Source organism: Streptomyces sp. NPDC051018 (assembly GCF_044456085.1).
Taxonomy (GTDB): domain Bacteria; phylum Actinomycetota; class Actinomycetes; order Streptomycetales; family Streptomycetaceae; genus Streptomyces.
In genome coordinates this window covers 88,923-115,209 of sequence record NZ_JBITFN010000010.1, presented here as the reverse complement: position 1 = coordinate 115,209, position 26,287 = coordinate 88,923, and the positions used below count along the sequence as shown (strand labels likewise).

Annotated in this window: 21 protein-coding genes and 1 pseudogene; 7 read left to right on the top strand and 15 right to left on the bottom strand. The window is 70.2% G+C overall.

Translation table 11 applies throughout. The annotated features are described in order from the left end of the window. The first annotated feature begins 38 nt into the window (after positions 1-38). From ACIBCM_RS18955 to ACIBCM_RS18930, 6 genes and pseudogenes are all read left to right on the top strand, one after another. A complete protein-coding gene (locus ACIBCM_RS18955) occupies positions 39-266 on the top strand; it encodes a ferredoxin family protein (protein WP_399244607.1) in 228 nt (75 codons plus the stop codon). Between the two features lie 16 nt (positions 267-282). Continuing rightward, positions 283-1,650 (top strand): ABC transporter substrate-binding protein, encoded by a 1,368-nt coding sequence (locus tag ACIBCM_RS18950; protein ID WP_399244605.1) that lies wholly within the window; start codon positions 283-285, stop codon positions 1,648-1,650. Beyond that, positions 1,647-2,483, top strand: a pseudogene (locus ACIBCM_RS18945) (ABC transporter permease); the annotation flags it as partial. The gene ACIBCM_RS18950 and the pseudogene ACIBCM_RS18945, both read left to right, overlap by 4 nt. A 233-nt stretch (positions 2,484-2,716) precedes the next feature. Next, entirely contained in the window at positions 2,717-3,598 is an 882-nt protein-coding gene (locus tag ACIBCM_RS18940) for an ABC transporter ATP-binding protein (RefSeq protein WP_399244895.1), read from the top strand. A gap of 132 nt (positions 3,599-3,730) precedes the next feature. Beyond that, positions 3,731-6,472: a fumarate reductase/succinate dehydrogenase flavoprotein subunit gene (locus ACIBCM_RS18935; RefSeq protein WP_399244893.1), complete on the top strand. Its 2,742-nt coding sequence runs from the start codon at positions 3,731-3,733 to the stop codon at positions 6,470-6,472. 86 nt (positions 6,473-6,558) lie between these two features. Beyond that, positions 6,559-7,167 (top strand): Uma2 family endonuclease, encoded by a 609-nt coding sequence (locus ACIBCM_RS18930; RefSeq protein WP_399244891.1) that lies wholly within the window; start codon positions 6,559-6,561, stop codon positions 7,165-7,167. Between the two features lie 205 nt (positions 7,168-7,372). Here ACIBCM_RS18930 and nuoN read toward each other — a convergent pair whose 3' ends face one another. Genes nuoN through ACIBCM_RS18855 form a run of 15 tightly spaced genes read right to left on the bottom strand, consistent with a single transcriptional unit; the run spans position 7,373 to position 23,592 of the window. Then, entirely contained in the window at positions 7,373-9,022 is a 1,650-nt protein-coding gene (gene nuoN, locus ACIBCM_RS18925) for an NADH-quinone oxidoreductase subunit NuoN (protein WP_399244603.1), read from the bottom strand. Beyond that, positions 9,019-10,590, bottom strand: a complete 1,572-nt coding sequence (locus ACIBCM_RS18920) for an NADH-quinone oxidoreductase subunit M (RefSeq protein ID WP_399244601.1) — start codon at positions 10,588-10,590, stop codon at positions 9,019-9,021. The genes nuoN and ACIBCM_RS18920 overlap by 4 nt, the downstream gene beginning before the upstream one ends. Before the next feature lie 5 nt (positions 10,591-10,595). Then, positions 10,596-12,491 (bottom strand): NADH-quinone oxidoreductase subunit L, encoded by a 1,896-nt coding sequence (gene nuoL / locus ACIBCM_RS18915; protein WP_399244599.1) that lies wholly within the window; start codon positions 12,489-12,491, stop codon positions 10,596-10,598. A gap of 11 nt (positions 12,492-12,502) precedes the next feature. Further along, positions 12,503-12,802: an NADH-quinone oxidoreductase subunit NuoK gene (gene nuoK / locus ACIBCM_RS18910; protein WP_389266582.1), complete on the bottom strand. Its 300-nt coding sequence runs from the start codon at positions 12,800-12,802 to the stop codon at positions 12,503-12,505. Beyond that, the gene (locus ACIBCM_RS18905; protein ID WP_399244596.1) at positions 12,799-13,674 is read right to left on the bottom strand and encodes an NADH-quinone oxidoreductase subunit J; all 876 of its coding nucleotides are present in this window, start codon (positions 13,672-13,674) and stop codon (positions 12,799-12,801) included. Before ACIBCM_RS18905 ends, nuoK begins: the two co-directional genes overlap by 4 nt. After that, positions 13,671-14,264, bottom strand: a complete 594-nt coding sequence (gene nuoI, locus ACIBCM_RS18900; RefSeq protein ID WP_399244594.1) for an NADH-quinone oxidoreductase subunit NuoI — start codon at positions 14,262-14,264, stop codon at positions 13,671-13,673. The genes ACIBCM_RS18905 and nuoI overlap by 4 nt, the downstream gene beginning before the upstream one ends. Then, positions 14,257-15,666: an NADH-quinone oxidoreductase subunit NuoH gene (nuoH, locus tag ACIBCM_RS18895; RefSeq protein ID WP_399244592.1), complete on the bottom strand. Its 1,410-nt coding sequence runs from the start codon at positions 15,664-15,666 to the stop codon at positions 14,257-14,259. Before nuoH ends, nuoI begins: the two co-directional genes overlap by 8 nt. After that, positions 15,663-18,170 carry an NADH-quinone oxidoreductase subunit G gene (locus ACIBCM_RS18890; RefSeq protein ID WP_399244590.1) on the bottom strand — a complete coding sequence of 836 codons (2,508 nt, stop codon included), beginning with the start codon at positions 18,168-18,170 and terminating at the stop codon, positions 15,663-15,665. Before ACIBCM_RS18890 ends, nuoH begins: the two co-directional genes overlap by 4 nt. Next, positions 18,167-19,543, bottom strand: coding sequence for an NADH-quinone oxidoreductase subunit NuoF (gene nuoF, locus ACIBCM_RS18885; protein ID WP_399244588.1), 1,377 nt, complete (start codon positions 19,541-19,543; stop codon positions 18,167-18,169). The genes ACIBCM_RS18890 and nuoF overlap by 4 nt, the downstream gene beginning before the upstream one ends. Further along, positions 19,543-20,397: an NADH-quinone oxidoreductase subunit NuoE gene (gene nuoE, locus ACIBCM_RS18880; protein WP_399244586.1), complete on the bottom strand. Its 855-nt coding sequence runs from the start codon at positions 20,395-20,397 to the stop codon at positions 19,543-19,545. Before nuoE ends, nuoF begins: the two co-directional genes overlap by 1 nt. Next, positions 20,394-21,704: an NADH-quinone oxidoreductase subunit D gene (locus ACIBCM_RS18875; RefSeq protein ID WP_399244889.1), complete on the bottom strand. Its 1,311-nt coding sequence runs from the start codon at positions 21,702-21,704 to the stop codon at positions 20,394-20,396. Before ACIBCM_RS18875 ends, nuoE begins: the two co-directional genes overlap by 4 nt. 44 nt (positions 21,705-21,748) lie before the next feature. After that, complete coding sequence (locus ACIBCM_RS18870) at positions 21,749-22,477, bottom strand: NADH-quinone oxidoreductase subunit C (protein WP_399244584.1); 729 nt, start codon at positions 22,475-22,477, stop codon at positions 21,749-21,751. Beyond that, positions 22,474-22,665: a hypothetical protein gene (locus ACIBCM_RS18865; protein ID WP_399244582.1), complete on the bottom strand. Its 192-nt coding sequence runs from the start codon at positions 22,663-22,665 to the stop codon at positions 22,474-22,476. Before ACIBCM_RS18865 ends, ACIBCM_RS18870 begins: the two co-directional genes overlap by 4 nt. Continuing rightward, positions 22,662-23,216, bottom strand: a complete 555-nt coding sequence (locus ACIBCM_RS18860) for an NADH-quinone oxidoreductase subunit B family protein (RefSeq protein WP_003998928.1) — start codon at positions 23,214-23,216, stop codon at positions 22,662-22,664. Before ACIBCM_RS18860 ends, ACIBCM_RS18865 begins: the two co-directional genes overlap by 4 nt. A 16-nt stretch (positions 23,217-23,232) precedes the next feature. Next, the gene (locus ACIBCM_RS18855) at positions 23,233-23,592 is read right to left on the bottom strand and encodes an NADH-quinone oxidoreductase subunit A (protein ID WP_003956195.1); all 360 of its coding nucleotides are present in this window, start codon (positions 23,590-23,592) and stop codon (positions 23,233-23,235) included. 1,567 nt (positions 23,593-25,159) lie between these two features. On the opposite strand from ACIBCM_RS18855, the gene ACIBCM_RS18850 reads away from it, so the two are divergent. After that, positions 25,160-25,975, top strand: a complete 816-nt coding sequence (locus tag ACIBCM_RS18850; protein WP_399244580.1) for a C40 family peptidase — start codon at positions 25,160-25,162, stop codon at positions 25,973-25,975. The last annotated feature ends 312 nt before the right edge of the window (positions 25,976-26,287 follow it).

Genomic DNA, 26,287 nt, shown 5'->3' with positions numbered 1-26,287 from the left:
TCAGCCCATTCCCGTACCGCACCTTCCTGGAGACCGCCATGCCTCTGACCGCCCAGCGCACCGACGTGCCCGTGACCATCGACGAGTCGAAGTGCATCGACGGATGCACCCTCTGCGTGGACATGTGCCCGCTCGACTCCCTCGCGATCAACCCGGACAGCGGCAAGGCGTACATGCATGTGGACGAGTGCTGGTACTGCGGCCCGTGCGCCGCCCGCTGCCCGACCGGCGCGGTCAGCGTCAACATGCCCTATCTGCTGCGGTGAGAGAGGCCCGTACCCCATGAAACGCACAGCACTTCCCCTCGGACTGAGCGCGCTCCTCGTCGGCGGCCTCGCCACGGGCTGCGGCGGCGACGCGGACGCCGACGGCTCCCGGACGGTCACCGTCACCGTCGGCTACCAGTCCAAGACCATCAACACCGTCACCGCCGGCACCCTGCTGCGCTCCCTCGGCTACTTCGAGCAGGAGCTGCGGGCCCGGGGGGAACGCGACGGCATCACCTACAAGGTGAAGTGGCAGGACTACGCCACGGGCGCGCCGATCACCGCGCAGATGACGGCCGGGAAAATCGACATCGGTTCGATGGGTGACTTCCCGCTGCTGATCAACGCGGCGCGCGGCAGACAGCTCGACCGGCCCACCCGGCTGGTCTCCGTCACCGGGTACAACCCGCGCGGCGGCCTCAACACCGTGGTCACCGCACCCGGTTCGGATCTGCGCACCCTGGCCGACCTGCGGGGGAAGAAGGTCTCCACCTCCGTCGGCTCGGCGGCCGACGGCACGCTCGTACGGGCGCTGGAGCGCGCCGGGCTCGATCCGCAGAAGGACATCCGCAAGCTCAACCAGCAGCCGTCGGTGGGTGCTTCGGCGCTCACGGCGGGCAGCGCGGACGCGCTCTCGCAGTTCGTGGCCTGGCCGGGACTGCTGGCGTTCCAGGGGCGGGCAAAGGCCCTGTACGACGGAGCCGCGCTGAATCTGCCGACCTTCCACGGGGTCACCGCGCGCGAGGACTTCGCGGAGAAACGATCCGCCGTGCTGGAGGACTTCCTGCGCGCGCAGATCCGGGCGACCGGGTATCTGCGCGCCCGCCCGGTGGAGGCGGCGGAGTCGGTGGCGAAGGCGACCGGGCTGCCCGCCGAGGTGGTCTACCTCTACAACGGCGCGCGGGGCATCGCCACCTTCGACCCCACGCTGAAGCCCTCGCTCCTGGCGGCGCTGAAGGAGGACGTACCGGTCCTGAAGTCCGCCAAGCTGGTGGGCGATGTGGACGTGGACGCGTTCGCCGACGACCGGTATCTCAAGCGGGCGTACGGTTCCTCCGGCTACGCGAAGGCGCTCGGCGCCGCGCCGCCGCCCGCCCTCTCCGAGCTGTGGCCCGAGGGCGGTACGGCGACGAGGACGTTCGCCACCCCCGCCCTGCTGCTCGCCCATCTCGCCGAGAACCCGGGGACGGACCGCGCCGCGTATGTGCCCGACGCGACCACCGGCACGCCCTGGTTCGCCGACCGGGCGGTGTGGGTCGCGGACGGCACCCGGCTGCTGCCGTTCGTGGCACCGGCGACGGCCGAGGCGTACACCGCCGGCCATCCCGGCGCCCGGGCGGTCTCGTACACCGAGGCCCTGGAACTGGCCGGGCGGGCCTCATGACCTCCCGGCGGCTGCTGCGGGTCCTGTCCCTGGCCGGGGCGCTCGCGCTGTGGCAGCTGCTCACCGCGTACGACGTGACGCTGTGGCTGCGGTTCGAGCAGTTCCCGACGGTGACGGACGTGGCGCGCGCCTTCGGCGACCGGGCGGGCAGCGGCACGTACTGGCAGGACCTCACCGACAGCCTCACCCGTATCGTCACCGGTTTCGTACTGGCGGCGGTGGCGGGCGTGGCCGTGGGGACGGCGACGGCCCGCTCACGGCTGGCCTCCGACCTCCTCGGGCCGGTGCTGGAGGTGCTGCGCCCGATCCCGGCGATCGCCCTGGTACCGGTGGCGATCCTGTTGTTCCCCAGCAATGAGCAGGGGATCGTGTTCATCACGTTCACGGCCGCGTTCTTCCCGGTGACGGTCTCCACGCGGCACGCGGTACGGGCTCTCACCCCGGTCTGGGAGGAGGCGGTCCTCACCATGGGCGGCGGCCGGTGGCGCGTCCTCTTCTCGGTGGTGCTGCCGGGGGCGCTGCCGGGCATCCTCGGGGGGCTGTCGGTGGGGATCGGCGTCTCGTGGATCTGTGTGATCTCGGCGGAGATGATCTCCGGTGAGTACGGGGTGGGCTACCGGACCTGGCAGGACTACACGGTCGTCGACTACCCGGGGGTGTTCGTCGGGATGGTGACCATCGGCGTCCTCGGCTGGGTGACGTCCACGGCGGTGGAGCTGACGGGCCGCCGGCTGACGCGCTGGCTGCCACGGACGGGGGCGGCGGCGGTTGCAGGAGGCGCCGGGCCGTCGCCGCGCGGGGCCCGTCCGGCCGTGCCCGCGGTCGCCCCTGCCGGGGCCGTACTCGATCCAGGTCCGGGTCCGGGTCCCGGTGCCGGCCCCGTACGCGATCCCGCCCCCGGACCCGGCCCGGAGAACGGACCCGGCCAGGAGCACGAGCGGGACGCCGGGCCCGAGCACGGGCACGACGCAGGTCCCGTTCCCGTTCCCGACGCCGGGTCCGCCACGGCCGGGCCCTCTCCCGTACCCGTCCCCGTACACCGAAGGAGCGAGGTGCCGTGAACGCGGTGAACACCACGGATTCCACGAACAACTCCACAGAACCGACGGTCCCCGCGAACCCGGAGGACCCCGCCGCCGCCCTGTCCACCACCCCCGCCCCGGAGCCGTCCGGCCCCTCCGCCGCCGGCACCCCCGACCGCAGTCCCCCCGGCGCCACCGGCCCCCGGGGCGCGCGGCTCGCCCTCCGGAACGTCACGCTCGGCAGACCGGGGACCCCCGTCCTCGAAGGCGTCGATCTCGATGTCGCGCCCGGCGAGGTCCTCACCGTCGTCGGCCCGTCCGGCTGCGGCAAGTCCACCCTGCTGCGGACGCTCGCCGGACTGCTGCCCCCGCTCGGCGGCGAGGTGACCGAGGACGGGATCCCCGTCACCGCTCCCCGCGCCGAACGCGCCCTCGTCTTCCAGGACGACGCCCTGCTGCCCTGGCGCACGGTCCGGGCCAATGTCGAACTGCCCCTCGTCATCAAGGGCGTTCCCCGTGCGGAACGGCGGCGGACCGCCGCGTCCTGGCTGGAGCGGGTCGCGCTCGCCGGTCACGCGGGAACGTTCCCGCACCGGCTCTCGGGCGGGCAGCGCCAGCGTGTCCAGCTCGCCCGCGCGCTCGCCGGTGAGCCCCGGGCGGTGCTGATGGACGAGCCGTTCGGCGCGCTGGACGCGCAGACCAGGTCCGAGATGCAGCGGCTGCTGACCGAGGTGCTGCGGGGCACGGGCGCGAGCGTCGTCTTCGTCACGCACGACGTGGACGAGGCGCTGTTCCTCGGCGACCGCCTCGCCCTCCTCGGCACCGGCCGGGTCCTGGACGTCCCCCGCCCCCGCGACCGCGCCGCCCACGCGGCGCCCGAGACGCTCGCCCTGCGCCGCGAGGTCCTCGCGTCCCTGGCGCTGTGACCAGAAGCGTTCCCCGGCACAACGCTCCGGCCACGGCACCCGACACCCGACCACCCCGGCGAAAGGCCCGTCATGCAGACCCCCGCGACCCCGGCCACCCCTGCGTCCGACGCGCCCCCCGCGTCCGCCGCGATGCCCGTGATCCCCGCGCTCAGCGACGCGGACGAGCTGTCCTGCGACGTCCTCGTCATCGGCGGCGGCACCGCCGGCACCATGGCCGCGCTCACCGCGGCCGGGAAGGGCGCGCGGGTGCTGCTGCTGGAGAAGGCCCATGTACGGCACTCGGGCGCCCTCGCCATGGGCATGGACGGGGTCAACAACGCCGTCATCCCGGGCCGCGCGGACCCCGACGACTACGTCGCCGAGATCACCCGGGCCAACGACGGCATCGTCGACCAGTCCACCGTCCGCCAGACGGCGGTCCGCGGCCATGCGATGGTACGGCGCCTGGAGTCGTACGGAGTGAAGTTCGAGAAGGACGAGCACGGCGCGTACGCGGTGCGCCAGGTCCACCGCTCCGGCTCGTACGTCCTGCCGATGCCCGAGGGCAAGGACGTCAAGAAGGTCCTCTACCGGCAGTTGCGCCGGCGCGAGATGCGCGAACGCATCCGTATCGAGAACCGGGTGATGCCCGTACGGGTGCTGACGGCCGGCGGCCGGGCCGTCGGCGCGGCCGGATTCCACACCCGTACGGGCCGTTTCGTCACCGTCCGCGCGGGTGCGGTGATCCTCGCGACCGGTGCGGCGGGGCGGCTCGGCCTGCCCGCGAGCGGCTATCTGTACGGCACGTACGAGAACCCGACCAACGCGGGTGACGGCTACGCCATGGCGTACCACGCGGGCGCCGAGCTGACCGGGATCGAGTGCTTCCAGATCAATCCGCTGATCAAGGACTACAACGGCCCGGCCTGCGCGTATGTCGCCAATCCCTTCGGCGGCTACCAGGTGAACCGGCACGGTGAGCGCTTTGTCGACTCCGACTACTGGTCGGGGCGGATGATGGCGGAGTTCGCCGCCGAACTCGCCTCCGACCGTGGCCCGGTCTATCTGAAGCTCAGCCATCTGCCCGAGGAGTCGGTCTCGGCGCTGGAAACGATTCTGCACACCACCGAGCGCCCCACCCGCGGCACCTTCCACGCGGGCCGCGGCCATGACTACCGCACCCACGACGTGGAGATGCACATCTCCGAGATCGGGCTCTGCGGGGGCCACTCGGCCTCGGGCGTGCGGGTGGACGACCACGCCCGCACGACCGTGCCCCGGCTGTACGCGGCGGGCGATCTGGCCTGCGTACCGCACAACTACATGATCGGGGCCTTCGTCTTCGGCGATCTGGCGGGGGAGGACGCGGCCCGGTACCGGGCGTACGAGGGCGAGTTGCCCGAGGATCAGCTGCGCGAGGCCCATGAACTGGTCTACCGGCCGCTGCGCCACCCGGACGGGCCGCCGCAGCCGCAGGTCGAGTACAAACTGCGCCGCTTCGTCAACGACTATGTCGCCCCGCCCAAGTCGGGGGCGCGGCTCTCCCTCGCCGTGGAGCACTTCGAGCGGATGCGCGGGGAGATCGCGGAGATGGGCGCGCGGACCCCGCACGAACTGATGCGCTGCGCGGAGGTGAGCTTCATCCGGGACTGCGCGGAGATGGCGGCGCGTGCCTCGCTCGCCCGTACGGAGTCCCGCTGGGGGCTGTACCACGAGCGTACGGACCATCCCCGGCGCGACGACCGGGCCTGGCTGCACCATCTGGATCTGCGCAAGTCTCCGGGCGGGGCGATGGAGTTCACGGCACGGCCGGTCGCGCCCTATCTGGTGCCGGTGGAGGAGTTCTCGCCGGTGGGCGGGGAGTCCCGGGACCTCGGGGAGGTCCGGCTGGAGCCGACGGCCACGGCCGGCCCGCGCGAGAGTGCCCCGACCGGCTCCCGTATCGCCCCCGCTCCCGTACGGGCCGGGGCGGTCGCCGCGAGCAGCACCTCGCCCCGGATCCTGGAACTGCTGGTGCTCGCCGACGGCGAGCCCGCCCTCGACGCGCTGGCGCCCTATCTGGCCGATCCCGATCCGGCCGTCCGGCGCGCCGCGGTCACGGCGCTCACGGAGACCGCGCCCGAGGGCACGGGCCCGGCACTGGCCGCCGCGCTGGCGGATGCGGACGGCGCCGTACGGGCAGCCGCCGCCGCGTCGCTGCGGGAGCTGGCCGAGACCCTGCCGCCGGGACCCGCGTTGCGTACGCCCCTGGTCTCGGCGCTCTCCTTCGACGACCCGGTCGCACGGGCCGCGGCGCTCGGGCTGCTGTGGACACTGCGGCTGGGCGGAACGGCCCTGTACGCGGCGGCGCTGGCCGATCCCGATCTCGCCGTCCGAACGGAGGCGGTCCGCGCCCTGGTCTCCGTCGACGCCCCGGCGGAACTGGCGCGGGCCGCCGCCGACCCCGCCCGCGAGGTCCGGGTGGCGACGGCGAAGGCCCTGGCCTCGGTGGCGGAGCCCCCGCTGGACACCCTCGCCGTGCTGGCCGGCGACCCCGACGCCCTGGTCCGCGCGGCGGCCTTCGGCGCGCTGGGTGCCACGGGCTGCCCCCCGCCCCTGGTGGAACCCGCGCTCCGGGCACTGTCCGACCCCGTCTGGCAGGTCCGCGCCGGAGCCGCCACGGCCCTCGGCGCCACCGCGCGGGATGTCCAGGACCTGGCGGTCCCGGCACTCGCCAAGGCCCTCGGCGACCCCCATGCCGATGTCCGCAAGTCCGCGGTGCTGGCGCTCCTGCGCCATGTCCCGGCCCCGGCCGCCCTCTCGGCCCTGGCCACGGCCGTCCACGACCCGGACGCGGACGTCAGGGCGTACGCCTCCCGCGCCGGGGCCGCCGGGCTCGGCAACGGCGCGTGACCGGCTCACACGAATGAGCGAGCCTGTTCCCCTTCCCGCCCGATACCCTGACCGGACCCGTGAGACTCCGTCGTATGGGAGCACTGATGAGCGCGGAACCCGAGGCCCCGAGGCCCGAGCCCCACTGGCCGGTTCCGCCCCCGGGCGGCTGGACCGCCGACGATCTCGATCGGCTTCCCCATCTGCCTCCGCACACGGAGCTGATCGACGGGAGCCTCGTCTTCGTGAGTGCGCAAACCCTGTTCCATGCACGGGCAGTGAGTTTCTTCGAATGGCAGCTGCAATCCGTAGCGCCCGAGGATGTGGAGGTCATCCGGGAATTCACCATCGACATCGACCGGCAGAACCGGCCCGAGCCCGATGTGGTCGTGGTCCGCGGCGATGTCGTCGAAAATCCGGAGCAGACCCGGTTTCCCGCCGACGCCGTAGAGCTGGCCATCGAGGTCGTCTCACCGGATTCCATCGGGCGGGACCGCGAGACCAAGCCGCTGAAGTACGCGCGGGCCGGGATCCCCCACTACTGGCGGGTGGAGAGTGACGAGGGCCGGGCCGTGGTGTACGTCTTCGAGCGGGAACCGGCGGCCGGCGAGTACACCTGCACCGGGATCTTCCACGACCGGCTGAAGGTCTCCGTCCCCTTCGCCATCGATCTCGACCTCACCCGGATCACTCCCCGGCGCGGGCGCAACGGCTGAGAGCACCTGCCGAAGCACGCGGCGGAACGACTGACGGGACAGAGCGGAGGGCCCGGCTCCCCGAGGGGATCCGGGCCCCGGTGCGTACCGGCGCGGGCCGGGCGGCTTCGTCCCGGCAGCGCGAAGGGGTCCGGCTCCCGGGGGAGCCGGACCCCTTCACATGCAGATCCGCGTACCGGAACCGCCTGGAGAACCGCGGGCGGCGCTACCGGACGAAGACTCCCGCCTGGCTCGCCAGGTCCAGGAAGTACTGCGGGGCGACACCCAGGACCAGGGTCACGATGACACCGGCCCCGATCGCCATCATCGTCATCGCGGAGGGCACGGCGACCGTCGGGCCGTCCGCCTTCGGCTCGCTGAAGAACATCAGGACGATGACCCGGATATAGAAGAACGCGGCGATCGCGGAGGAGATCACACCGATCACGACCAGCACCCCGGCGCCGCCCTCCGCCGCCGCCTTGAAGACGGCGAACTTACCGGCGAAGCCCGAGGTGAGCGGGATTCCGGCGAACGCGAGCAGGAAGACCGCGAAGACCGCCGCCACCAGCGGCGAACGCCGCCCGAGCCCCGCCCACTTGGACAGATGGGTGGCCTCGCCGCCCGCGTCCCGCACGAGCGTGACCACCGCGAACGCGCCGATCGTCACAAACGAGTAGGCGCCCAGATAGAACAGGACGGAGGAGACTCCGTCGGGCGTCACCGCGATCACACCGGCCAGGATGAAGCCGGCGTGCGCGATCGAGGAGTACGCCAGGAGGCGCTTGATGTCGGTCTGGGTGACGGCGATGATCGCGCCCGCCAGCATGGTGACGATCGCGACGCCCCACATGACCGGCCGCCAGTCCCAGCGCAGCCCCGGCAGCACCACGTACAGCAGCCGCAGGAGCGCGCCGAACGCGGCCACCTTGGTCGCCGCCGCCATGAAGCCGGTGACGGGGGTGGGCGCGCCCTGGTAGACGTCCGGCGTCCACATGTGGAACGGCACCGCGCCGACCTTGAACAGCAGACCCATCAGGATCATCGCGGAGCCGATCAGCAGCAGCGCGTCATTGCCCATGGTGTCGGCGAGGGCCGGGTCGATCGTACGGACGGAGCCGTCGACGACATCGGCGATACGGGCGTACGACACCGAGCCCGCGTACCCGTAGAGCAGGGCAACGCCGAACAGCAGGAACGCCGAGGAGAACGCGCCCAGCAGGAAGTACTTCACCGCGGCCTCCTGCGACAGCAGCCGCTTGCGGCGGGCGAGGGCGCAGAGGAGGTAGAGCGGCAGGGAGAAGACTTCCAGCGCGATGAAGAGGGTCAGCAGATCGTTCGCCGCGGGGAAGACGAGCATGCCCGCGACGGCGAACAGGGCCAGCGGGTAGACCTCGGTGGTGGTGAACCCGGCCCGGACCGCGGCCTTCTCGCTGTCGCTGCCGGGCACGGAGGCGGCCTGCGCGGCGAAGGAGTCGATGCGGTTGCCGTGTGCCTCCGGGTCGAGCCTGCGCTCGGCGAAGGTGAACACGGCGACCAGCGACGCCAGCAGGATCGTGCCCTGGAGGAACAGCGTGGGTCCGTCGATGGCGATCGCGCCCATCGCGGCGATATTGACCTTCGAGGTGCCGTACCCGGCCTGTGCGAGGCCCACGACGGTGGCGAACGCGGCGACGAGTGCGAGCGTGGCCAGGAACACCTGGGCGTGGTACCGGGCCCTGCGCGGGAGGAACGCCTCCAGCAGCAGGCCCACCACGGCCGCGCCCACGACGATCAGGATCGGTGCGAGCTGGCCGTACTCGATGTCGGGGGCATTGATCCGGGAGACCGGATCGGCCGCCGTTGTCCACAGGCTGTGGACAGCTGTAGCGCTCACTTGGCCGCCTCCACCTCGGGCCGGGGGTCCTTCTGTTGTACGTCGGACATCGTGTGCTCCACGGCGGGATTGACGATCTCCGTCAGCGGCTTCGGGAAGACGCCGAGGAAGAGCAGCAGCGCGATCAGCGGGGCGATGACCGCCAGCTCACGCGCCTTGAGGTCGGGCATGCCCCGCACCTCGGCCTTGACCGGGCCGGTCATCGTCCGCTGGTAGAGGACGAGGGTGTACAGCGCGGCCAGCACGATGCCGGAGGTTGCGATGATCCCGGCCACCGGATAGCGCGCAAAGGTGCCCACCAGGACCAGGAACTCACTGACGAACGGCGCGAGCCCCGGCAGCGAGAGCGTCGCCAGGCCGCCGATGAGGAAGGTGCCCGCGAGCACGGGGGCGACCTTCTGCACTCCACCGTAGTCCGCGATGAGCCGCGAGCCGCGCCGGGAGATCAGGAACCCGGCCACCAGCATCAGCGCGGCGGTCGAGATCCCGTGGTTGACCATGTAGAGCGTCGCGCCCGACTGGCCCTGGGAGGTCATCGCGAAGATACCCAGGACGATAAAGCCGAAGTGCGAGATCGAGGCATAGGCCACCAGGCGCTTGATGTCCCGCTGGCCGACCGCGAGCAGCGCTCCGTACACGATGCTGACCAGGGCGAGCACCACGATCACCGGGGTGGCCCACTTCGACGCCTCCGGGAAGAGCTGGAGGCAGAAGCGCAGCATCGCGAAGGTGCCGACCTTGTCGACGACCGCGGTGATCAGGACGGCGACCGGTGCGGTGGACTCCCCCATCGCGTTCGGCAGCCAGGTGTGCAGGGGCCACAGCGGCGCCTTGATCGCGAAGGCGAAGAAGAAGCCGAGGAACAGCAGCCGCTCGGTGTTGGTCGCCATGTCGAGCTGGCCGCTCGCGCGGGCCTCGGCGATCTCGGAGAGCGAGAAGCTGCCCGCGACCACATAGAGCCCGATGACGGCGGCCAGCATGATCAGCCCGCCGACCAGGTTGTAGAGCAGGAACTTGACGGCCGCGTACGAGCGCTGGGCCGCCGCGTTCTCGTCGCTGCCCCCGTGGGCACGGTCCCCGAAGCCGCCGATGAGGAAGTACATCGGGATGAGCATGGCTTCGAAGAGGATGTAGAAGAGGAAGACGTCGGTGGCCTCGAAGGAGAGGATCACCATCGCCTCGACCATCAGGATCAGCGCGAAGAAGCCCTGGGTGGGCCGCCACCGGGAGTTGCTGTCCTCCAGGGGGTCGGCGTCGTTCCACCCGGCCATGATGATGAACGGGATGAGCAGCGCGGTCAGCGCGATGAGCACGACCCCGATGCCGTCGACGCCCAGTTCGTACCGGACGCCGAACTCCTTGATCCAGGAGTGGGACTCGGTGAGCTGGTAGCGGTTACCGCCCGGCTCGAAGCGGACCAGCACGATCGCGGCCAGCACCAGGGTGGCGAGCGAGAACAGCAGCGCCACCCACTTCGCTGCCGTCCTGCGCGCGGCGGGCACGGCGGCGGTGACGATCGCACCGGCCGCCGGGAGGACCGCAGTCGCCGTAAGGAGCGGGAAGGACATAGCAGTTACACCGCCCTCATCAGCAGGGTCGCGGCGATCAGCACCGCCGTACCTCCGAACATCGAGACGGCGTACGAGCGGACGTAGCCGTTCTGCAGTTTGCGCATCCGGCCGGAGAGGCCGCCGAAGGTGGCGGCCGTGCCGTTGACCACGCCGTCGACCAGGGTGTGGTCGACATAGACGAGCGAGCGGGTCAGGTGCTCACCGCCGCGGACCAGGACCACATGGTTGAAGTCGTCCTGGAGGAGATCGCGGCGGGCGGCCCGGGTGAGCAGCGAGCCGCGCGGGGCAGTGACCGGGACGGGCCTGCGCCCGTACATCAGCCAGGCGATGGTCACGCCGATCACCAGGACGACGACGGTCGCGGAGGTGACGGTCATCGCGCTGACGGGCGAGTGGCCGTGCTCGAAACCGGTGACGGGCTCCAGCCAGTTGACGAAGCGGTCGCCGATCGCGAAGAAGCCTCCGGCGAAGACCGAGCCGAACGCCAGGATGATCATGGGGATCGTCATGGACCTCGGGGACTCGTGCGGATGCGGCTGATGGCCCTCCGCGTCCGGCTGCCACCGCTGCTCGCCGAAGAACGTCAGCAGCATCACGCGGGTCATGTAGAACGCGGTGATCGCCGCGCCCAACAGGGTGACCCCGCCGAGGATCCAGCCCTCGGTGCCGCCCTTGGCGAACGCGGCCTCGATGATCAGGTCCTTGGAGAAGAAGCCGGACAGGCCCGGGAAGCCGATGATCGCGAGATAGCCGAGGCCGAAGGTGACGAAGGTGACCGGCATGTACTTCCGCAGCCCGCCGTACTTGCGCATGTCGACCTCGTCGTTCATGCCGTGCATGACCGAGCCGGCGCCGAGGAAGAGCCCGGCCTTGAAGAAGCCGTGGGTCACCAGGTGCATGATGGCGAAGATGTAGCCGATCGGGCCGAGCCCGGCCGCCAGGATCATGTAGCCGATCTGCGACATCGTCGAACCGGCCAGCGCCTTCTTGATGTCGTCCTTGGCACAACCGACGATCGCACCGAAGAGCAGTGTGACCGCGCCGACGACCACGACCACCGTCTGCGCGTTCGGAGCGGCGTTGAAGATCTCGCCGGAGCGGACGATCAGATAGACACCGGCGGTCACCATGGTGGCCGCGTGGATCAGGGCCGAGACCGGGGTCGGGCCCTCCATCGCGTCGCCGAGCCAGGACTGCAGCGGCACCTGGGCCGACTTGCCGCAGGCGGCGAGCAGCAGCATCAGCCCGATGGCGGTGAGCTTGCCCTCGCTGGTCTCGCCGGTGGACTCCAGGACCGGCCCGAAGGCGAAGGTCCCGAAGGTGGTGAACATCAGCATGATCGCGATGGACAGGCCGATGTCACCGACGCGGTTGACGAGGAACGCCTTCTTCGCCGCCGTGGCCGCACTGGGCTTGTGCTGCCAGAAGCCGATGAGGAGGTACGAGGCGAGGCCGACGCCCTCCCAGCCGAAGTACAGCAGCAGATAATTGTCGGCGATGACCAGGAGGAGCATCGCCGCGAGGAACAGGTTCAGATAGCCGAAGAAGCGGCGGCGCCGCTCGTCGTGCTCCATGTACCCGATGGAGTAGAGGTGGATCAGGGTGCCCACACCGGTGATCAGCAGGACGAAGGTCATCGACAGCTGGTCGAGCTGGAAGGCGACGTCCGCCTGGAAGCCCTCGACGGGGATCCAGCTGAACAGCTTCTGGTGCAGCATGCGGTCGTCGGCGGACTTGCCGAGCATGTCCGCGAACAGCACCAGGCCGATCAGGAAGGACACGGCGGCGAGCACCGTGCCCAGCACATGGCCGGTGCGGTCGAGCCGCTTCCCGCCGCAGAGCAGCACCGCCGCTCCGAGCAGGGGCGCCCCTACGAGCAGCGCAATCAGGTTCTCCACGATTCAGCCCCTCACAGCTTCATCAGGCTGGCGTCGTCGACCGAGGCCGAGTGGCGGGAACGGAACAGGGACACGATGATCGCGAGCCCCACCACGACTTCCGCGGCGGCGACGACCATCGTGAAGAAGGCGATGATCTGGCCGTCGAGATTGCCGTGCATCCGGGAGAAGGCCACGAACGCGAGATTGCAGGCGTTGAGCATCAGCTCGATACACATGAAGACGACGATCGTGTTCCGCCGGATCAGGACCCCGGCCGCGCCGATGGTGAACAGCAGTGCGGCGAGATAGAGGTAGTTGACCGGATTCACCGTGTGGCCTCCTCTTCGTCCCGGTCCCGGCGGGAGTCGCCGTGGCCCCCCGCATCGCTGGCGCTCTCACGCCCGAGGCGCTCCTCCGAGCGCTGCTCCAGCGCCTTGAGGTCCTCCATCGCCTGGGTCGACACATCGCGGATCTGACCGCGCTCGCGCAGTGTCCTGCTGACGGTCAGCTCGGACGGGGTGCCGTCCGGAAGCAGACCGGCGATGTCCACCGCGTTGTGCCGGGCGTAGACACCGGGGGCGGGCAGCGGCGGCAGGTGCTTGCCTTCCCGCACGCGCTCCTCGGCCAGCTCCCGCTGGGTCTTGGCGCGCTCGGTGCGCTCCCGGTGGGTGAGCACCATCGCGCCGACGGCCGCGGTGATCAGCAGCGCGCCGGCGATCTCGAAGGCGAAGACGTACTTGGTGAAGATGAGGGCGGCGAGGCCCTCCACATTGCCGCCGTGGGCGCTGTTGGCCGCGCCCAGCCCGTTGAAGTTCTTCAGCGAGGCGTTGCCGATGCCGGCGATCAGCAGTACGCCGAAGCCGAGGCCGCACAGGGCGGCGAGCCAGCGCTGGCCCTTCAGGGTCTCCTTGAGCGAGTCGGCGGCGGTGACACCGACCAGCATGACGACGAAGAGGAACAGCATCATGATCGCGCCGGTGTAGACGACGATCTGGACGATGCCCAGGAAGTACGCGCCGTTGGCGAGGTAGAACACCGCCAGGATGATCATGGTCCCGGCGAGGCAGAGCGCGCTGTGGACGGCCCGCCGCATCAGGATCGTGCCGAACGCCCCCAGCACCGCCACGGTGGCGAGCACCCAGAACTGGAACGCCTCCCCCGTCGAGGTGGTGGTCGCGGCGAGGGCGTCGAGGCCGGTCATGCGTCCACCTCCTCGTCCTTCTCCTCCTTGGAGGTGGCGGCCTGCTGGACCGTGCCCGGCGCGGCCTCGGTGACCAGGCCCCGGTAGTAGTCCGTCTCGTCCATGCCCGGGAAGATCGCGTGCGGCGAGTCGACCATGCCCTCTTCCAGACCGGCGAGCAGCTGCTCCTTGGTGTAGATGAGGTTCTCGCGGGAGCTGTCGGCCAGCTCGAAGTCGTTCGTCATGGTCAGCGCCCGCGTGGGACACGCCTCGATGCACAGTCCGCACAGGATGCAGCGGGCGTAGTTGATCTGGTAGACCCTGCCGTACCGCTCGCCCGGGGAGTAGCGCTCCTCGTCGGTGTTGTCCGCGCCCTCCACATAGATCGCGTCGGCGGGGCAGGCCCAGGCGCACAACTCGCAGCCGACGCACTTCTCCAGACCGTCGGGGTGGCGGTTGAGCTGGTGCCGGCCGTGGAAGCGCGGCGCCGTGACCTTCTGCTGTTCCGGGTACTGCTCGGTCAGCCGCTTCTTGAACATGGCCTTGAAGGTCACGCCGAAGCCGGCGACCGGGTTCTGGAACTTGCTCTCTGACTTGTCGGACTCAGACACCGTCAGCCTCCTTTCCGTCACGAGACTGTCCGTCAGCAGGACCGTCACTCACAGTATTGACCCCGCCACTGACAATGAGTTCGCGTTCCCGGCGCGGACGCCTGCGCGGCACGGGCGGGAGCGTTTGTCCGGGCAGCGGCGGCACGGGATATCCGCCCGCCATCGGGTCGAAGGCCGGGGGCGCGCCCTTGGCCGCCTCGGCCTTCTTCTCCCTGCCGCCGCGGAAGATGTCCGCGACGAAGGAGAGCAGCAGTACGGCGATGATCGCGCCGCCGACGTACAGCAGGATGTCCTGGAAGTCGTAGTTCTCGTTCCGCAGCGCCCGTACGGTCGCCACCAGCATCAGCCAGACCACCGAGACCGGGATGAGGACCTTCCAGCCGAGCTTCATCAGCTGGTCGTAGCGGACCCGGGGGAGGGTGCCGCGCAGCCAGATGAAGAAGAACAGCAGCAGCTGGACCTTGATGACGAACCAGAGCATCGGCCACCAGCCGTGGTTCGCGCCCTCCCAGAAGGTGGAGATGGGGTACGGGGCCCGCCAGCCGCCGAGGAAGAGCGTGACGGAGACGGCGGAGACGGTGACCATGTTGACGTACTCCGCCAGCATGAACATCGCGAACTTGATCGAGCTGTACTCGGTGTTGAAGCCGCCGACGAGGTCGCCCTCGGACTCGGGCATGTCGAACGGCGCCCGGTTGGTCTCGCCGACCATCGTGACGACGTAGATGATGAAGGAGACCGGCAGCAGGATGACGAACCAGCGGTCCGCCTGCGCCTCCACGATCGCCGAGGTCGACATCGACCCGGAGTAGAGGAAGACGGAGGCGAAGGCCGCGCCCATCGCGATCTCGTACGAGATCATCTGCGCGCAGGAGCGGAGGCCGCCGAGCAGGGGGTAGGTCGAGCCGGAGGACCAGCCCGCCAGCACGATGCCGTAGATGCCGACGGAGGCGATCGCGAGGACGTACAGCATCGCGATCGGCAGGTCGGTGAGCTGCATCGTGGTGCGCTGGCCGAAGATCGAGACCTCGTTGCCCGAGGGGCCGAAGGGAATGACCGCGATCGCCATGAAGGCGGGGATCGCGGCGATGACCGGGGCGAGGACGTAGACGACCTTGTCCGCGCGCTTGACGATCAGGTCTTCCTTCAGCATGAGCTTGATGCCGTCGGCGAGCGACTGGAGCATGCCCCAGGGGCCGTGCCGGTTGGGGCCGATGCGCAGCTGCATCCAGGCGACGACCTTGCGCTCCCAGACGATGGAGAACAGCACCGTCAGCATCAGGAACGCGAAGCAGAACACGGCCTTGATGACGATGAGCCACCAGGGGTCGCGCCCGAACATCGAGAGGTCCTCGGCCGCGAGGACCTGGTCCCCCAGCCGGGCCTGGGCCTGGGCGATCATGAGCGCACCTCCGGCGCTTCCGTTGCGGCCTCGGCGGAGGCCGGACCGATACGGACCAGCCGGCCCGGAAGCGCTCCGGTGTCCGAAGCGACTCCGCCGCCGGCCGAGTTCAGCGGCAGCCACACCACCCGGTCGGGCATCTCGGTCACCTGGAGCGGCAGCCGTACCGTGCCCGCGGGGCCGGTGACGGCGAGTTCACCGCCGTCCTTGACGCCGGTCTCGGCCGCGGTGGCCGCCGACAGCCGGGCGACGGCCGCGTGGCGGGTGCCCGCCAGCGCCTTGTCGCCCTGCTGGAGCAGGCCCTGGTCGAGCAGGAGCCGGTGTCCGGCGAGCACCGCCTCGCCTTCGCCCGCGCGGGGCAGGGGCCGCGCCGACTCCATCGGCTCGTCCGCGCGGGATCCGGACCAGGCGCCGAGCCGGTCCAGCTCCCCGCGCACCGACCTGAGGTCCGGCAGCCCGAAGGGGATGTCCATCTCGTCGGCGATCATGTGCAGCACCCGGGCGTCCGCCGGGGCGAGCTTGCGCGTCATCTGCTCCGGCTTCAGCGCGGCCTCGAATGACCTCGCCCTGCCCTCCCAGTTGAGGAAGGTGCCGGGCTTCTCCGCGACGGCGGCGACCGGGAAGACGACATCCGCGCGCTCGGTGACCTCACTGGGCCGCAGTTCCAGGGAGACCAGGAAGCCGACCGCGTCCAGTGCCTCACGCGCGCGTGGCGGATCCGGGAGGTCCGCGACCTCCACTCCGGCGACGACCAGCGCGCCGAGTTCACCGGTGGCGGCGGACTCGACGATCTGGCCGGTGTCCCGCCCGTAACGGTGCGGGAGTTCGCGTACGCGCCACACCTCGGCGAGCTCCTCGCGGGCCCGCGGATCGGTGGCCGGGCGTCCGCCGGGCAGCAGCGAGGGGATCGCGCCCGCCTCGACGGCACCGCGCTCACCGGCCCTGCGCGGGATCCACACCAGCTTCGCGCCGGTCGCGGTCGCCGTCCGTACGGCGGCGGTGAGCCCGCCGGGCACGGCCGCGAGCCGCTCACCGACGATGATCACGGAGCCCTCGGCGCGCAGGGCCCCGGCGGCCGTGGCACCGTCGCCGTCGAGCCCGACATTGCCGGCGAGCGCGTCCAGCCACTCCGTCTCGGTGCCGGGCGCGGCCGGGAGCAGGGTGCCGCCCGCCTTCGTCAGACCGCGGGTGGCATGGGTGGCCAGGGCGTAGGTGCGCTGGCCGTGCTTGCGGTTGGCCTTGCGCAGCCGCAGGAAGACGCCGGGCGCCTCCTCCTCGGACTCGAACCCGACGAGCAGGACCGCGGGCGCCTTCTCCAGGAGCGTGTACGTCAGGCCCGTACCGTCCAGGTCCCGTCCGCGTCCCGCGACCCGGGACGCCAGGAAGTCGGCCTCCTCGGAGGAGTGGACCCGGGCGCGGAAGTCGACGTCGTTGGTGTCGAGGGCGACCCGCGCGAACTTGGCGTACGCGTACGCGTCCTCGACGGTGAGCCTGCCGCCCGCGAGGACCGCGGCCCGGCCGCGGGCCGCGCTCAGCCCGTCGGCGGCCGCGGCGAGCGCCTCGGGCCAGCTCGCTGGCCGCAGAACGCCTTCCTCGTCCCGTACGAGCGGGGTGGTCAGCCGGTCCGGACGCTGGGCGTAGCGGAAGCCGAACCGCCCCTTGTCGCAGATCCACTCCTCGTTGACCTCGGGGTCGTCGGCCGCGAGCCGCCGCATGACCTTGCCGCGGCGGTGGTCGGTGCGGGTCGCGCAGCCGCCCGAGCAGTGCTCGCACACGCTCGGGGTGGACACCAGGTCGAAGGGCCGGGAGCGGAACCGGTACGCCGCCGAGGTGAGCGCGCCCACCGGGCAGATCTGGATGGTGTTCCCGGAGAAGTACGACTCGAAGGGGTCGCCCTCGCCGGTGCCGACCTGCTGGAGCGCGCCGCGTTCGAGGAGTTCGATCATCGGGTCGCCCGCGACCTGGTTGGAGAAGCGGGTGCAGCGGGCGCAGAGCACGCACCGCTCACGGTCGAGCAGCACCTGGGTGGAGATCGGCACCGGCTTCTCGAACGTCCGCTTCTTCCCGTCGAAGCGGGAGTCGGCGTCGCCGTGGGACATGGCCTGGTTCTGGAGCGGGCACTCGCCGCCCTTGTCGCAGACCGGGCAGTCCAGCGGGTGGTTGATCAGCAGCAGCTCCATCACGCCCTTCTGCGCCTTCTCGGCGACGGGCGAGGTGAGCTGCGACTTGACGACCATGCCGTCGGTGCAGGTGATGGTGCAGGACGCCATCGGCTTGCGCTGGCCCTCGACCTCGACGATGCACTGGCGGCAGGCGCCGACGGGGTCGAGGAGGGGGTGGTCGCAGAACCGCGGGATCTCGATGCCGAGGAGTTCGGCGGCCCGGATGACGAGCGTTCCCTTGGGCACGCTGATCTCGACGCCGTCGATGGTCACCGATACGAGGTCCTCGGGCGGAACAGCCGCCTCCCCGCCCCCGGAGGGAGCGCTGGTGGTCACTGTCATGCGTTCACCTCCGTGGAGTGGGAGCGGCGGTCGGCCCACAGGGTCGACTTCGCCGGATCGAAGGGACAGCCGTGGCCGGTCATGTGCTGCTCGTACTCCTCGCGGAAGTACTGGAGCGAGGAGAAGATCGGGGCGGCCGCGCCGTCGCCGAGCGCGCAGAACGACTTGCCGTTGATGTTGTCGGCGATGTCGTTGAGCTTGTCGAGGTCGGACATCACGCCCCGGCCCTCCTCGATGTCGCGCAGCAACTGGACGAGCCAGTACGTCCCTTCGCGGCAGGGCGTGCACTTGCCGCAGGACTCATGGGCGTAGAACTCGGTCCACCGGGTCACGGCCCGTACGACACAGGTCGTCTCGTCGAAGCACTGGAGCGCCTTGGTGCCGAGCATGGAGCCCGCCGACGCGACGCCCTCGTAGTCGAGGGGTACGTCGAGGTGCTCGTCGGTCAGCAGCGGGGTGGAGGAGCCGCCGGGCGTCCAGAACTTGAGCCGGTGGCCGGGCCGCATGCCGCCGCTCATGTCGAGCAGCTGGCGCAGGGTGATGCCGAGCGGGCCCTCGTACTGGCCGGGGTTGGCGACATGGCCGCTGAGCGAGTAGAGCGTGAAGCCCGCGGACTTCTCGCTTCCCATCGAGGTGAACCATTCTTTTCCGCGGTTGAGGATCGCGGGAACCGAAGCGATGGATTCGACGTTGTTCACCACAGTGGGGCACGCGTACAGACCGGCGACCGCGGGGAAGGGAGGTCGCAGCCGGGGCTGGCCGCGCCGTCCTTCCAGTGAGTCCAGCAGCGCGGTCTCCTCACCACAGATGTACGCGCCGGCGCCCGCGTGCACGGTGATGTCGAGGTCGAGTCCGCTGCCGAGAACGTTCTTGCCGAGGTATCCCGCTTCGTACGCCTCACGCACTGCCTCGTGCAGCCGCCGCAGTACGGGCACGACCTCACCGCGGAGATAGATGAAGGCGTGATTCGACCGGATCGCGTAGCAGGCGATGATCATCCCCTCGATGAGGGAATGCGGGTTCGCGAACATGAGCGGGATGTCCTTGCAGGTCCCCGGCTCTGATTCGTCGGCGTTGACAACTAGATAGTGAGGCTTGCCGTCACCCTGCGGGATGAACTGCCACTTCATCCCGGTGGGGAAGCCCGCGCCGCCCCGGCCGCGCAGACCCGACTCCTTCACATAGGCGATCACCTCGTCCGGCGACATCGCCAGGGCCTTGCGCAGCCCCTCGTAGCCCTCGTGACGGCGGTAGGTCGCCAGGGTCCAGGACTCCGGCTCGTCCCAGAACGCGGAAAGGACCGGGGCGAGCAGCTTCTCGGGGTCTCCTCCGGCTCCGGGCCGGGTGCCCCCGAATTCGGTGGACAAGGTCATCACTCCCCCTCCTCGGTGACCGGTCCGGACGGGTGCGCCGGGTCGGAGTCCGCAGTCGGCTGCGGTGCGTCGTGGGAACTGAGGTGCTGGGAGCCGGGCTGCGGTTCGTCCGAGGGGGCCGCACCGCGCGGGGAGACCACCCTGCTGGGCGGCACCCCCTCGCCCTTGGCGAGTCGCAGTCCGATCAGGGAGGCGGGTCCGGCTCCACCGGTGGCCTCGACCGCGCCGGGGCGCTCGTCGGGGAAGCCGGCGAGGATCCGCGAGGTCTCCTTGAAGGTGCACAGCGGAGCGCCCCGGGTCGGCTCCACCCGCAGTCCGGCGCGCAGATCGTCGACGAGCTGCTTGGCGGACTCGGGCGTCTGGTTGTCGAAGAACTCCCAGTTGACCATCACGACGGGCGCGAAGTCGCAGGCCGCGTTGCACTCGATGTGCTCCAGCGTGACCGCGCCGTCCTCGGTGGTCTCGCTGTTGCCGACCCCGAGGTGCGCCTTCAGCTCCTCGAAGATCGCGTCGCCGCCCATGACCGCGCAGAGCGTGTTGGTGCAGACGCCCACCTGGTAGTCGCCGCCGGGCTTGCGCCGGTACATGCTGTAGAAGGTGGCGACCGCGGTGACCTCGGCGGTCGTCAGATCGAGCATGTCCGCGCAGAACTGCATGCCCGTACGGGAGACATGCCCCTCCTCGGACTGCACGAGGTGCAGCAGCGGCAGCAGCGCCGAGCGCGAGCCGGGGTAGCGCGAGATCAGCTCCTTGGCGTCCGTCTCCAGCCTGGCGCGCACATCGGCCGGGTAGTCGGGAGCGGGGAGCTGGGGCATCCCGAGCCCCACCTGTGGATTGGGTGACTGGGCCGTCATCGGTCGACGCCTCCCATCACGGGGTCGATGGACGCGACGGCGACGATGACATCGGCGACCTGGCCGCCCTCGCACATCGCCGCCATGGACTGAAGGTTGGTGAAGGACGGATCACGGAAGTGGACCCGGAAGGGGCGGGTGCCGCCGTCGGAGACGACATGGGCGCCCAGTTCGCCCTTGGGTGACTCGACGGCCGCGTACACCTGTCCCGGCGGGACGCGGAATCCCTCGGTCACCAGCTTGAAGTGGTGGATCAGGGCCTCCATGGAGGTGCCCATGATCTTCTTGATGTGGTCGAGGGAGTTGCCGAGTCCGTCCGGGCCGAGCGCGAGCTGCGCGGGCCAGGCGATCTTCTTGTCCGCGACCATGACCGGGCCGGGCTCCAGCCGCTCGACGCACTGCTCGATGATCCGCAGCGACTGCCGCATCTCCTCCAGGCGGATGAGGAAGCGGCCGTACGAGTCGCAGGTGTCCGCGGTCGGGACGTCGAACTCGTAACTCTCGTATCCGCAGTACGGATCGGTCTTGCGCAGATCGTGGGCGAGGCCGGCGGACCGCAGGATCGGGCCGGTGGCGCCGAGGGCCATACAGCCGGTCAGATCCAGATAACCGACGTCCTGCATACGGGCCTTGAAGATCGGGTTGCCGGTGGCGAGCTTGTCGTACTCCGGCAGGTTCTTCTTCATGGTCTTCACGAACTCGCGGAGCTGGTCCACGGTGCCCGGCGGCAGATCCTGCGCGAGCCCGCCGGGGCGGATGTACGCGTGGTTCATGCGCAGGCCCGTGATCAGCTCGAACAGATCCAGGACCAGCTCGCGGTCGCGGAAGCCGTAGATCATGATCGTGGTGGCGCCCAGCTCCATACCGCCGGTGGCGATACAGACCAGGTGGGACGAGATCCGGTTCAGCTCCATCAGCAGCACCCGGATCACCGACGCCCGGTCCGGGACCTGGTCCTCGATACCGAGGAGCTTCTCCACGCCCAGGCAGTACGCCGCCTCGTTGTAGAACGGCGTGAGGTAGTCCATGCGCGTCACGAAGGTGGTGCCCTGGGTCCAGTTCCGGAATTCGAGGTTCTTCTCGATACCGGTGTGGAGATAGCCGATGCCGCAGCGGGCCTCGGTCACGGTCTCGCCGTCGATCTCCAGGATCAGCCGGAGCACACCGTGGGTGGAGGGGTGCTGCGGTCCCATATTGACGACGATGCGCTCGTCGTCGGCCTTGGCGGCGGTCTGGGCGATCTCGTCCCAGTCACCGCCGGTGACCGTGTAGACCGGTCCCTCGGTGGTCTCGCGGCGATCCGACAGAGGGGTCCCGGAGGCACCCGGGGTGGAGTGGGCGTGGGAAGTGCTCACGAGTACGACCTCCGCTGGTCAGGAGCCGGGATCTGGGCGCCCTTGTACTCGACGGGGATACCGCCGAGCGGATAGTCCTTGCGCTGCGGGAAGCCCTGCCAGTCGTCCGGCATCATGATCCGGGTGAGGGCCGGGTGGCCGTCGAAGACCAGGCCGAAGAAGTCGTATGTCTCGCGCTCGTGCCAGTCGTTGGTGGGGTAGACCGCGACCAGCGAGGGGACATGCGGATCGCCGTCCGGAGCGGACACCTCGACCCTGATCAGCCGTCCGTGCGTGAGCGAGCGCAGATGGTAGACGGCGTGCAGCTCACGGCCCTTGTCCTGCGGGTAGTGCACCCCGCTCACCCCCGTGCACAGCTCGAAGCGCAGGGCGGGGTCGTCGCGCAGGGTCCGGGCGACCTGGAGCAGATGCTCGCGGGCGATGTGGAAGGTCAGCTCGCCCCGGTCGACGACCGTCTTCTCGATCGCGTTCCCGGGGACGAGCCCCTGCTCTTCCAGCGCGCCCTCCAGCTCGTCGGCGACCTCGTCGAAGTAGCCGCCGTAGGGCCGGGTGGCCTCGCCCGGCAGGCGTACGGAGCGGACGAGGCCGCCGTAGCCCGAGGTGTCGCCGCCGTTGTCGGCGCCGAACATGCCGCGCTGTACGCGGATCTCCTCGCCGTGCTCACCACGTCGTCCCGGAAGGTTCTGCTCGCTGAGTTCCTTCTCGGGGTTCGGCTGATCACTCACCGCTGCAGCCCTTCCTTCGCTTCTCCGCCCACGCGGCGCAGAGGTGCCGCCATCGTGATCGTCCGCAGCCCGGCGGCCGCGCGTGCGTCGCTCACCCCTGCTGCCTCGTGAGCTTCTCCGCCCACGCGGCGCAGAGGTGCCGCCATCGTGATCGTCCGCAGCCCGGCGGCCACGCGTGCGTCGCTCACCGGAGCAGCCCCTTCATCTCAATGGTCGGCAGTGCCTTGAGCGCTGCTTCCTCTGCCTCACGGGCCGCCTCCTCGGCGTTGACGCCGAGCTTGGAGGTCTGGATCTTCTGGTGGAGCTTGAGGATCGCGTCCATCAGCATCTCCGGGCGCGGAGGGCAGCCGGGGAGATAGATGTCGACCGGGACGATGTGATCAACACCCTGCACGATGGCGTAGTTGTTGAACATGCCGCCCGACGAGGCGCAGACCCCCATGGAGATCACCCACTTGGGGTTCGGCATCTGGTCGTAGACCTGCCGCAGCACCGGCGCCATCTTCTGGCTGACCCGGCCCGCGACGATCATCAGGTCGGCCTGGCGCGGCGAGCCGCGGAAGACCTCCATGCCGAAGCGGGCCAGGTCGTAGCGGCCCGCGCCCGTCGTCATCATCTCGATGGCGCAGCAGGCCAGACCGAACGTGGCCGGGAAGACGGATGCCTTGCGTACCCAGCCGGCGGCCTGCTCGACCGTGGTCAGCAGGAAACCGCTCGGCAGCTTCTCTTCGAGTCCCATAGGTGCCCCTCAGCCCCTAGTCCCATTCCAGGCCGCCGCGCCGCCATACATAGGCGTAGGCGACGAAGACGGTGAGCACGAAGAGCAGCATCTCCACGAGCCCGAAAAGCCCGAGGGCGTCGAAGCTGACCGCCCAGGGGTAAAGGAAGACGATCTCGATGTCGAAGACGATGAAGAGCATCGCCGTCAGGTAGTACTTGATGGGAAAGCGACCGCCTCCGGCCGGCGTGGGAGTGGGCTCGATGCCGCACTCGTACGCCTCCAGCTTTGCCCGGTTGTACCTCTTGGGGCCGATTAGCGTGGCCATGACCACGGAGAAGATCGCAAACCCTGCCCCGAGGGCGCCGAGTACAAGGATGGGCGCGTAAGCATTCACCCTCCTCGCTCCTTCCAGTCGTCTCTGACCGTTTGGACCGCACCGGGCATTCCGCCAGCCGCCTCGAAGATCGCGTTCATGTGAGGCAGTTCACAAGCCCGACTGCCCCGCATCCTATGCCTGTCGGTCTGTGATCTGCGACACGGGGTCGACCTTCGGCTTTGTGATCTCCACCACCCGTTGATCGATCAAACGCCTTCCCTGGCAGCGATCTTCGTACGGGACGCGCGCAAGGGATCACCGGACGTGACATCCCTCAGCGTTTTCCCTGGTCGCGAGGGGTGAGCTTCTATCAAGGAGCGACCCTTCGGGGCAAATTGGCCATGGACCGGTTTGGGTGATACATGCCCTCACCTCATTCGAGCGGGCCGGGGGCGAGCAGATACGGAAGGCAGCATTCCGGGGTGCTCGTGTGGAAGTGGGGCGCGGGGCACGCGCGGGCCGGGCGGACGCGTGCGCGGGTTCACGAACTTCTGTCGGCAAATCCGCGGCCCTATAAGGGGGACAGCGGCACACCGCCCGGAAGGGCCCGCGCCCGCCCCTGGGCCATGGACCGATCGGACCCCGGGTTCCCGGCGGGCGCCCCCCGGGCAACCCCCGGGGCCGTCTTCGGATGCCCCTCGGCATTCCCCCGGGTTGCCCGGGGACGCCTCGCGCCGCCCGGGGGCCGCCTCGCAGACTCGGGCGACATCCGAGCACTCCCCTTATTACTAGGGGGCATCGCCGTTGCGGGGCGCCTCGCCGAGCCCAGCGACGGTCCGCGACCGGGTGGAGGCCGACCGTCACCGCCGTGGGCAAAGTCGGCCGGGGAGCCGCCCGCCGGCCCGGGACCGGCCTTCGGCTCCCCGCGCTGTGCGCCGTACACCAGGGAGGCCGACTCCCCTGAACTCCGCCGTCGCTCCCCGGTCGCCGGTCGTCGGTCGTCGGTCGTCGGTCGTCGGTCGTCGGTCGTCGGTCGTCGGTCCAGCGTCCGGCGGCGGGGCGGCGGCGCCGTATCCAGCCACCGCGGCCGAGAGTCCTTCAGGAGCCTCGGGCCTCCGGCCCGGCGTTCCGGTGGCCGGTCAGCGCCCTATCCCGGCCACTGCGGCCGAGAATCCTCCGGGGGCACTCATCGGCGCCGCCCCTCCGAGGCCCCCCGGCCTGGGCCGGCAGGGTCGGCGGGACCCGCGGAACCGGGGCGGCGGGGACGCTCGGCCGCCGCCCGGCGGAGGGCGCGGCACCGGCTCCGCGGAAGAGGAGCGGCAGCGCTCGGAACGTTCGCCGTGGAGCCCAGCGGGACGGTAATGACTGAAACCAGTCCCACCGATGACGGCAATGTGACCTGCATCACCCCTAACGGGCCCCGACGAAAGCGGGCTTGGCCAACCGTACGCACGGGTGGTAGGCGTCAGGCAATTCGGACCTTTTCACGAAAGCTCGTGCTCATGAGCGCGATCAAGAGTGTCCGTATTGCCCGTTACGGCGTCAATAAAGGCCCATCGGAAGTGGATTGAGAGATTCCGGTCGTAACTGTGGCGCAACCCACGTTTCTTGATGGGAACTATGTACGACTGATAACGGTGTACCCATGTCCCTCACCGCTCACATACCCAGCCACCGGAAGCCCCGTCAGCGGAGCGCCTCCACCATCGCGCTCCGGGCCGGGGTTGCCGGTGGCGTCCTCAGCACCATCGCCGTGGCCGGTGCGGCCGGGCCGGCGAGCGCCGACCCGGTGACCGAGACCATCGAGATGCCCGCGCTCAATGTGGCCGGTCTCTCCGAGGCCGTCGCGCAGTCCGCGCAGGCCACCCAGCAGATCGTCCTGGACCAGGAGTTGCAGGCCCAGGAGGACGCCGCCGCCGTGAAGGCGTCGCAGGCCGCCAAGAAGGCCAAGGCCGAGGCGGTCCGCAAGGAGGAGGCGGCCAAGGCCGAGGCGAAGAAGCGGGCCGCCGCCCAGGAGCGTGCCTCCCGTACGGCCGAGCGCACCGCGCTCTCGGCGACCACCGCCGGCACCTCGTCGAAGCCCTCCTCTTCCTCCTCCACGCCGTCCGGCTCCGTCGGGACCGTGATCGCCTTCCTCAAGGCGCAGGTCGGCGACGCCTATGTCATGGGTGCGACCGGCCCCAACTCATGGGACTGCTCCAGCCTGGTCCAGGCCGCGTTCCGCCAGGTCGGCATCGACCTCCCCCGGGTCTCGCAGGACCAGTCGACGGCCGGACGCCAGGTCGGTACGTCCAACCTCCAGGTCGGCGACATCCTCTACTGGGGCAGCGCGGGCAGCGCGTGGCACACGGGTGTCTACATCGGCGACGGCAAGTACCTGGACGCGGCCAACCCCCGCAAGGGCGTCGTCATCCAGGATCTGTCGGGCTACCCGGCGACCGGCGCGGTACGGGTGCTCTGACCCCCGCTCGGTACGGCGCTCGGTACGGGTGACCTGAAGCCGTACCCGTAGGACGTCAGGAGGGCCGTGGCTCCCCTCCCCCGCTCGGGGGCGGAGCCACGGCCCTTCCGCGTGCGCCGGGCCCGTTCCGCCGGCCACCCCGAGCGGCCCGCCCGATTCCTGGAAGCCCGGTTTGCCCGGTCGCCCGACCAGGTCCTGTGCGGAGCCCATGTCCCCAACGCGATACAACATGGCCCCATAGCCGATTGTGGCCAAACCCGGCGCTGCCTAGCGTCGTCGTATGCCGTTCAACCATCTGCGCCCCGGGCGCCA

Bases quoted from the DNA above. Each gene is read 5' to 3' on its own strand.
- ACIBCM_RS18955 (WP_399244607.1), top strand. From the start codon at position 39: ATGCCTCTGACCGCCCAGCGCACCGACGTGCCCGTGACCATCGACGAG.
- ACIBCM_RS18950 (WP_399244605.1), top strand. From the start codon at position 283: ATGAAACGCACAGCACTTCCCCTCGGACTGAGCGCGCTCCTCGTCGGC.
- ACIBCM_RS18935 (WP_399244893.1), top strand. From the start codon at position 3,731: ATGCCCGTGATCCCCGCGCTCAGCGACGCGGACGAGCTGTCCTGCGAC.
- ACIBCM_RS18930 (WP_399244891.1), top strand. From the start codon at position 6,559: ATGAGCGCGGAACCCGAGGCCCCGAGGCCCGAGCCCCACTGGCCGGTT.
- ACIBCM_RS18920 (WP_399244601.1), bottom strand. From the start codon at position 10,590: ATGTCCTTCCCGCTCCTTACGGCGACTGCGGTCCTCCCGGCGGCCGGT.
- ACIBCM_RS18905 (WP_399244596.1), bottom strand. From the start codon at position 13,674: ATGACCGGCCTCGACGCCCTCGCCGCGACCACCACCTCGACGGGGGAG.
- nuoH (WP_399244592.1), bottom strand. From the start codon at position 15,666: ATGATCGCCCAGGCCCAGGCCCGGCTGGGGGACCAGGTCCTCGCGGCC.
- ACIBCM_RS18890 (WP_399244590.1), bottom strand. From the start codon at position 18,170: ATGACAGTGACCACCAGCGCTCCCTCCGGGGGCGGGGAGGCGGCTGTT.
- nuoF (WP_399244588.1), bottom strand. From the start codon at position 19,543: ATGACCTTGTCCACCGAATTCGGGGGCACCCGGCCCGGAGCCGGAGGA.
- nuoE (WP_399244586.1), bottom strand. From the start codon at position 20,397: ATGACGGCCCAGTCACCCAATCCACAGGTGGGGCTCGGGATGCCCCAG.
- ACIBCM_RS18860 (WP_003998928.1), bottom strand. From the start codon at position 23,216: ATGGGACTCGAAGAGAAGCTGCCGAGCGGTTTCCTGCTGACCACGGTC.
- ACIBCM_RS18850 (WP_399244580.1), top strand. From the start codon at position 25,160: ATGTCCCTCACCGCTCACATACCCAGCCACCGGAAGCCCCGTCAGCGG.